The 6,835-nt window shown below is 66.8% G+C and carries 9 protein-coding genes; 5 read left to right on the top strand and 4 right to left on the bottom strand.

Annotated features, from left to right (window positions below):
* Positions 1-272 precede the first annotated feature (272 nt).
* Together LQV45_RS35800 and LQV45_RS14870 are read right to left on the bottom strand one after the other, a co-directional pair.
* On the bottom strand, positions 273-1,439 hold the full coding sequence (locus tag LQV45_RS35800) for a cyclase family protein (RefSeq protein WP_308288872.1): 1,167 nt from the start codon (positions 1,437-1,439) through the stop codon (positions 273-275).
* Entirely contained in the window at positions 1,436-3,085 is a 1,650-nt protein-coding gene (locus LQV45_RS14870) for a cytosine permease (RefSeq protein ID WP_230007697.1), read from the bottom strand. The genes LQV45_RS35800 and LQV45_RS14870 overlap by 4 nt, the downstream gene beginning before the upstream one ends.
* A 243-nt stretch (positions 3,086-3,328) precedes the next feature.
* Between LQV45_RS14870 and LQV45_RS14865 the strand changes: the two genes are divergently transcribed.
* Positions 3,329-4,111 carry a phosphatase PAP2 family protein gene (locus LQV45_RS14865; protein ID WP_230007696.1) on the top strand — a complete coding sequence of 261 codons (783 nt, stop codon included), beginning with the start codon at positions 3,329-3,331 and terminating at the stop codon, positions 4,109-4,111.
* Between the two features lie 6 nt (positions 4,112-4,117).
* Here the strand turns inward: LQV45_RS14865 and LQV45_RS14860 are convergent, their stop codons facing one another.
* The gene (locus LQV45_RS14860) at positions 4,118-4,405 is read right to left on the bottom strand and encodes a MerR family transcriptional regulator (protein WP_230007695.1); all 288 of its coding nucleotides are present in this window, start codon (positions 4,403-4,405) and stop codon (positions 4,118-4,120) included.
* 136 nt (positions 4,406-4,541) lie between these two features.
* On the opposite strand from LQV45_RS14860, the gene LQV45_RS14855 reads away from it, so the two are divergent.
* From LQV45_RS14855 to LQV45_RS14845, 3 genes are all read left to right on the top strand, one after another.
* Positions 4,542-4,970, top strand: a complete 429-nt coding sequence (locus LQV45_RS14855) for an Hsp20/alpha crystallin family protein (RefSeq protein WP_290370254.1) — start codon at positions 4,542-4,544, stop codon at positions 4,968-4,970.
* A gap of 71 nt (positions 4,971-5,041) precedes the next feature.
* The gene (locus LQV45_RS14850) at positions 5,042-5,407 is read left to right on the top strand and encodes a J domain-containing protein (protein ID WP_230007694.1); all 366 of its coding nucleotides are present in this window, start codon (positions 5,042-5,044) and stop codon (positions 5,405-5,407) included.
* A gap of 93 nt (positions 5,408-5,500) precedes the next feature.
* A complete protein-coding gene (locus LQV45_RS14845; protein WP_230007693.1) occupies positions 5,501-5,890 on the top strand; it encodes a hypothetical protein in 390 nt (129 codons plus the stop codon).
* 26 nt (positions 5,891-5,916) lie between these two features.
* On the opposite strand, the gene LQV45_RS14840 is transcribed toward LQV45_RS14845, so the two are convergent.
* Positions 5,917-6,465, bottom strand: a complete 549-nt coding sequence (locus LQV45_RS14840) for a TspO/MBR family protein (protein ID WP_230007698.1) — start codon at positions 6,463-6,465, stop codon at positions 5,917-5,919.
* A gap of 123 nt (positions 6,466-6,588) precedes the next feature.
* On the opposite strand from LQV45_RS14840, the gene LQV45_RS14835 reads away from it, so the two are divergent.
* A partial coding sequence (locus tag LQV45_RS14835; RefSeq protein WP_230007692.1) for a family 1 glycosylhydrolase occupies positions 6,589-6,835 on the top strand: 247 nt, incomplete at its 3' end.

The raw sequence follows: 6,835 nt of genomic DNA, 5'->3' as shown, positions 1-6,835 counted from the left end.
CGTTGAGTCGGTCGTCGAGCACGCGCCGGTTGTCGACCTGGATCTCAATGGGCTCGGTAATGGTGGTCATCGCTCTGTCTTTCTTGGAGTACTTCTAGTCGGCCCCAATGGATTCAGGAACAGTAACGTCATATTTATTGGCCCGTCAAATCACCACGCCGCATGTGCGCGTGGCCCGTGCGGACGCCAAATGCCCGCAGATTGCGGCCCGGGCGGCTGACCTGCAGATCCACCCAGGCCCGGGTGGTCCCAGTGAGTCTAATCACCCGGCATCACTGCGGGCAGGCCGAAAGATGCTCGTGGACGCAAACAATGCCGCCGTCGGAGGCGCGGGAGAAGATGATGGTCTCCCGCTCATCGCTCGTATCGCGGCCACCGTCCCGGTCAACCCGGACCGTCGTGGCCACGCGGTGCGAAAACACCGCGGTAGCCCCGAGGAGCTGGATATCCTGCTCGCTGCTCCGGCATTCGAGCACACGCCAACCACCGGCGAGCCAGCTGTCCCAAAGGGTGCGGTAGGCGGAGCGGGACCCAAGGCGCCGGGCTTCCGGATGGAAGATGAAGGTCGCCTCCGGGCTGAAGGCCGCAAAGTAGGCCTCGGTGTCCGTGGCGGCGAAGGCGGCAACCAGGCGGTCGGCTGCCTCCTGGACCTCTTCGCGGCTGAGGTCGCGGGGCGCTGCCGGCTGCAGCGCCGCAGCCGGCAGCGGCCGGGCCACGGCCCGGACCGGGGCGCCGTCGGCCCCGGGGATATTAAGGGGAAAGAGGAAGAGCTCGACGTCGGATCCTGCGTCTGTGGCCCGCTGGACCTGCTCCAGCCCGGTGAGGTTTTCCACGATGATGCAGCCGTTTCCGGCCAGGATGGCGTGGGCGGGGAAGCTGCCGCCGGCCGGGTCGCCGTGCTGGTTGCCCTGCTGGTCGCCGTGCGTGGCGCCGGGGGAGGTTGGATCCACACTGAGGGCATCCAGGCCTACGGCGCGGTAGCCGCGGTCCACGATCAGTTGTGCCGCCGCAGCCTCCAGCCATGGGTGCTTGAGGTACTCCTCCGTTCCCCACGCCGCTGCGCAGCCGGTGTGCAGCAGGAGGATCTTCTCTGGACTGTCCCGATACCCGGGTTTCCCAGGCTCCCCGGCCGAGCCCGCCGGGGCGATCCCCGCCAAATGCACGGCGGTGATGGCGCCGCCGCGGGCCACGTCCCGGACGTCCACGATTTCGGCGACGCCGCCGAAAAGGGACAGCGGCAATTCGTCCAAAGCTGCCCAGCCGTCGCCCACATGCAGGGGTGCGTCGGCGTGGGTACCCGAATGGGAGCCCAGCCCGAGCGCGAGCACGTTGGCGCCGTCGGCCTCCACGGTCAGTGCCGATGCGATCCGGACCTCCGGGTCGCCGGGATAGACAGGCATTCCGGTGCGCAGCGGAACGCTGAGATCGAACCACGTCACCGCTGGCCCACCAGTTCCGTGTCGAAGTCGCCGTGCAAGCCCGGCGCGGCTGCCTCCGGTGTTCCGGCAGCGACGGTGTTTCCAGCCGCATCGATGACCGGCGGCACCGGGGTGTCCTTCGAGGGGATCCAGCGCGGCCCGGCCGCCGGGAACACTCCGCGCGGCTCCGGGAAGATCCACAGCAGCCCGAGGTAGAGGACGGCCGCAAGCCCCAGCGATGCCGGCAGACTGATGTCCACACCGCCGGCCAGGTTGCCCAGGGGCCCCTGGAACTGTCCGGGCATGTTCACCATGCTCAACCCGGCGGCGGCGCTGACCAGCCAGGCCGTCATGCCGCGCAGGTTCCAGCCGTGGTTGAACCAGTACCGTCCGCCGGTCTGGCGCCGGTTGAACACCTGGAGGGCATCGGCGTCGTACCAGCCGCGGCGGGTGATGAAACCGATGATCATCACCACCATCCAGGGCGCGGTGCAGGTCACGATCAGGGTGGCGAACGTGGAAATGCTCTGGACGAGGTTGAAGGCGAAGCGGCCGGCGAAGATGAAGGCGATCGCCAGGACCCCGATGAACAGGGTGGCCTGGACCCGGTTGAACCTCGGGAAGACGCTGCTGAAGTCAAGGCCGGTCCCGTACAGCGAGGACGCCCCGGTGGACATGCCGCCGATCAGGGCGATGGCGCAAAGCGGGATGAAGTACCAGGCGGGGGAGACCGCCAGCAGGCCGCCGACGTAGTTCGGCGCCGCCGGGTCCATGAATTCCGGCGCCTTGGTGGCGATGATGGACGCCGTGGCCAGGCCAAAGACGAACGGAATAAGGGTGGCCAGCTGGGCCAGCAGCGCCGCGCCCATGACTTTGCGCTTAGGGGTGGCGGTGGGGATGTAGCGCGCCCAGTCGCCCAGGAACGCGCCGAAGGAGATGGGGTTGGACATGACGATCAGGGCCGCGCCGATGAACGCCGGGATGAACCCTGCGACGCCGACGCCGTCGAATCCGGTTCCGAAGGCACCCTCGAAGTTCAGGTTGAGGTCGCCCGCGAAGGCGATGAACCCGACAACGAACAGCAGGGTGGCCGCGGTGACGGCAATCTTGTTCACCAGCAGCATGAACTTGAACCCGTAGACGCAGACCACCAGAACGAGTCCACCGAAGAGGCCGTAGGCGACGGCGAACGAGCCCATGTCCTGCGGCAGGCCCACGAGCCGGTTCAGCCCGCCGACCAGGGCATCGCCGGAGCTCCAGACCGAGATGGAGAAAAATGCCAGTGCGGTCAGCAGTGACAGGAATGATCCGACCACCCGGCCGTGCACGCCCAGGTGGGCGGAGGAGGACACCGCGTTGTTGGTTCCGTTCGTGGGGCCGAAGACGGCCATGGGCGCCAGCAGGAGGGCGCCGACAACCAGGCCCGTCACCGTCGCGGCGAGCCCCTGCCAGAACGACAGGCCGAACAGGATCGGGAATGCGCCCAGGAAGGCGGTGGCAAAGGTGTTGGCTCCGCCGAACGAAACCCTGAACAAGTCAAAGGCGCTGGCATTGCGGTCCTTTTCGGGGATCCGCTCAATGCCGTAGGTCTCCACGTCGGTGACCTTGCCGCGGTTCCGCCCTGCGCCGGCGCCGTCAGGCTTTTCCTCGACCATGTTGTTCTCCATCCAGCTCATCATTGATTCCTAAGAGTTGCTTTATAAGCATCACAAGTTGTGTTGGAGGCTACACTGTGAAGCGGCTCACAGCAAGGCGCTGCCCTGTCCGGCCGGCGGGTTCCGCAACCGGCCTCCGGCCTTGGACCCTCCCGCGGGAAGCCCGGGCGGCCCATGTGCCCGCCGCCCGGTAAATAACAGGGATAATCTTCAACGGGGACCATCCACAACACGGCGCAAAGGCGGCACAGCGACATGGCACAGGCTCAAGCAGGCAAACCCCAGGGACGATGGCGGACCTTCCACGAAAAGTTCGTCGTGGAGGAGCGCTTCATGAGCGTGACGGCGCGCCGGAATCTCTACCGGACCGCCGTCGTGCTGATGATCGCGGGCGCCGTGCTGTTCGTGGTAATCCTCGCCGGAGTCCTGCAGCACGCCGGCATCTCGGCGGCGGATGAGCCCGTGCGGACCTGGCTCCTGACCCTGCGCGCGGAACCCACCACCATCATCATGATCATCCTGGCGATCATCTTCGGCCCCATCGGCCTGCCAATCATCGTCCTGATCGTGACGGTGGCCTGGGGCCTGATCGCCAAGCATGCCTGGCGGCCGATGCTCCTGGCCGGTGCCATGCTGACCGGCGTCATTCTGGCGCAGATCATCGGCCACATCGTCGAACGCCACCGGCCTCCGATCGACCTCATGCTCTTCGGCGCAGACTCCACGTTCTCGTTTCCGTCCGGCCACGTCCTGGGTGCGTGCGACTTCCTGCTGGTGACCACGTACCTGGTCTTTTCGCGCCGGAAGAACCCCATGTCCGCTGTTATCGCCTTCATCGTGGCGGGGATCGGCATCTTCTTCGCCGCCGTCAGCCGCCTGTACCTCGGCTACCACTGGATGACCGATGCCCTGGGCGCCTTCTCGATCTCGCTCGTGATCCTGGGCGGCGTCATTGCGCTGGACACCTGGCGGACGGCGCGGATTCCGGGCGAACAGGTCACCGGGACGCTCTCCACCGCCGACACCAGCCAGGACTGAGCGCCGTCAGCGGCTGCGCGCCCGCTTGAGTTCGGCCCGCAGCCGGGCGTTGGCGGCCTCGAGTTCCATCACCTTGGCCACGCCGGCCAGGTTAAGCCCTTCTGCCAGGAGTTGGCCGATCCGCCGCAGCACCACAAGGTCTGCGTCGCTGTACTGCCGGGTGCCACCCGCGGTGCGGTCCGGCGCGAGGAGCCCCCGGCGCTCGTAGAGCCGGATATTCTGCTGCCCCGTGCCCACCAGCTGCGCCACGACCGAGATGGCGTACAGGCCTGAATTCACGCCTCGGTCCGCCATGGTCTTCCTCCCGTTCCGGAAATTCCCTTGCATCAGTGTTTCACCGGTGCTATAAAAAATCTATACCCATCACCACAGAAAACTTGAGGTGGGTTGTAGAAGGAATGGAGATCAAGTCTCGCTGAAGGAGTGGGAAATGATGTTGATTCGGACGGACCCGTTCCGTGACTTCGACCGGCTTGCCCAGCAGGTGTTCGGGACGGTGGCACGCCCCGCGCCCATGCCCATGGACGCATGGCAGGAAGACGGCGTATTCGTCGTCGCCTTCGATCTTCCGGGGGTCAATGTCGACTCGATCGGGCTCGACATTGAGCGCAATGTCCTGACGGTCCGGGCGGAACGGCGCGATCCGGCGCAGCCCGACGTGGAACTGATGGTCTCGGAGCGTCCCCGTGGAGTGTTCAGCCGCCAGCTGATCCTCGGCGACACCCTGGATACGGAGAACGTCAAGGCGAACTACGCCGACGGCGTCCTGACGCTCCGCATCCCGGTGGCGGAGGCGGCCAAGCCGCGGAAGATTGAAGTCACCCGTTCGCAGGACAAGATGCAGGAGATCGGGAAGTAGCCCCCGGGCCGGCGCGGCGCCCGCAGCGTCGCTCCGGCTCCGGCTCCGGCTGCATGTAACGGAGGCCGATCATGCCCGGCAGGAACCCTGATCCCCGAGGCTACTACGCGCTATTGCACGTCTCGCCGGAGGCGGGCCGGCAGGAGATTGGCCGCGCCTTCCGGGCGCTGATGCGCCGGCACCATCCCGACGTCGGCCAGTCTGACGTCGATCCTCCCGATGTCGGCGCCATTCTGCACGCTTTCGCCGTGCTGCGGGACGCCAGGAGCCGGGCGGAGTACGACGCCGGCGGCTGGCGTCCCGCCGTCGAGGACGACACCTTCCAGCACCGGAACGACCATGCCGGCCACGGCAGCCGCGACATCCCGGTGCGCATCATCCGGCGTCGGGATCCCCTTGTGCGCGTGCTCCCCGTCCGCTGGGAACCCGGGCCGTGACGGGGAAACTCTCCTGGCCAGGCCGCTGACCCGGGCAGGAACCCACCCAGCAGTTACATCCAGCAGCCCCATCCACTGAGGAGGAGACCAGCCATGAGCGCATGGCGCCGCTACGATTCGCACCTTATGCCGGTGTTCCACGAGCGCTTCGAAGCGCGCTGGGGCGAGGGAACGGCGCCGTTCCTGGACCCGGAGGCGCATGAGGCCCCGTTGCCCCGTGCGCAATGGATCAACATCGACACGGGTGCGGCGCTGGCGGTGGTCCCGGTCTGGACAGATGAAGACAGCCAGCACCGGTCCTTCGGCGTGTTCTATCTGCCGCCCGCGGGTGATATCTGGGTGCTGAGGCCCGGCTTCACGGAGTATCTGGAACCCTCGCTGGATGAGGCTGAGCAGCTCGTGACGCTGCGGAACGATGCCTTCCGCAAGGCCGTGGAGCACGCCAAAGTCTTCCTGTTCGGGCCGGAGACGTCGCTGTTCTGAACGGCAGGGACCAGCAGATGCCAGGATCAGTTGCTGGCGGCGGCATAGGCGTTCAGGCTCAGCGAGAACACGATCCAGGAGAGGTACGGCAGCATGAGCAGGCCCGCTGCCCGGCTGATCAGGCCGAACCGGACCACCGTGACGGCGGCGGCCACCGCATGGACGGCGATGAGCAGCAGGGCCAGCCAGAGCGCGGCCCCGCCGGCCATGGGGTACATGCCGAAGAACAGGGGCGCCCAGGCGAGGTTGACGAGCAGCAGGATGGCGTAGACGGTCATGGCCCCCCGGCCGCGCCCGGAGCGAAGTCCTGTTTCCCGGCGCCAGACGAGCCACGCCGCCACTGCCATTGTCGTGTAGAGCACCGTCCAGACCGCTCCGAAGGCCCAGCCCGGCGGAGTCCACGGAGCCTTCTCTGCCGCCGCGTACCAGCCGCCGGCGTTGCCGATAATGACCAGCGACGCCACGAAGGACACCCCATGGGAGACCGCCAGGAAGCAAAGGAGGGCTGCCGTCTGCCGGCCGGGGCTGGGCGGCGCCGATGGCGGCCGGCGGTTGACGCCTTGTTCAATTTTCACGTGCACCGATCAACAGTGGCCGTTGGCATCGCGTCCGTCAAACGGCCAGGGTCGTGGCGCTCACCCCCGGGGGAGCCTAAAATCAGTCAACCAACCACCGAAACTACATAGAGGTCCCCGTCGATGAGCGCTTCCGCCAAGGATCTGGCTTCCCTTCTTCCGCCCGGCTTCACCCTGGGTGTGGCGACCTCCGCCTTCCAGATCGAGGGTGCACTCGATGAAGACGGCCGCGGCCCTTCCGGATGGGATGTCTTCGCCGCGAAGCCGGGTTCGATCGTGGAGGACCAGAGTCCGGCCGTTTCCTGCGACCACTACCACCGGATGCCCGAGGACGTGGCTCTGATGAAGGAGCTGGGGATCGACTCGTACC

The organism is Microbacterium sp. Bi128 (assembly GCF_918698205.1).
This window is presented reverse-complemented; position numbering and strand designations above follow the sequence as displayed.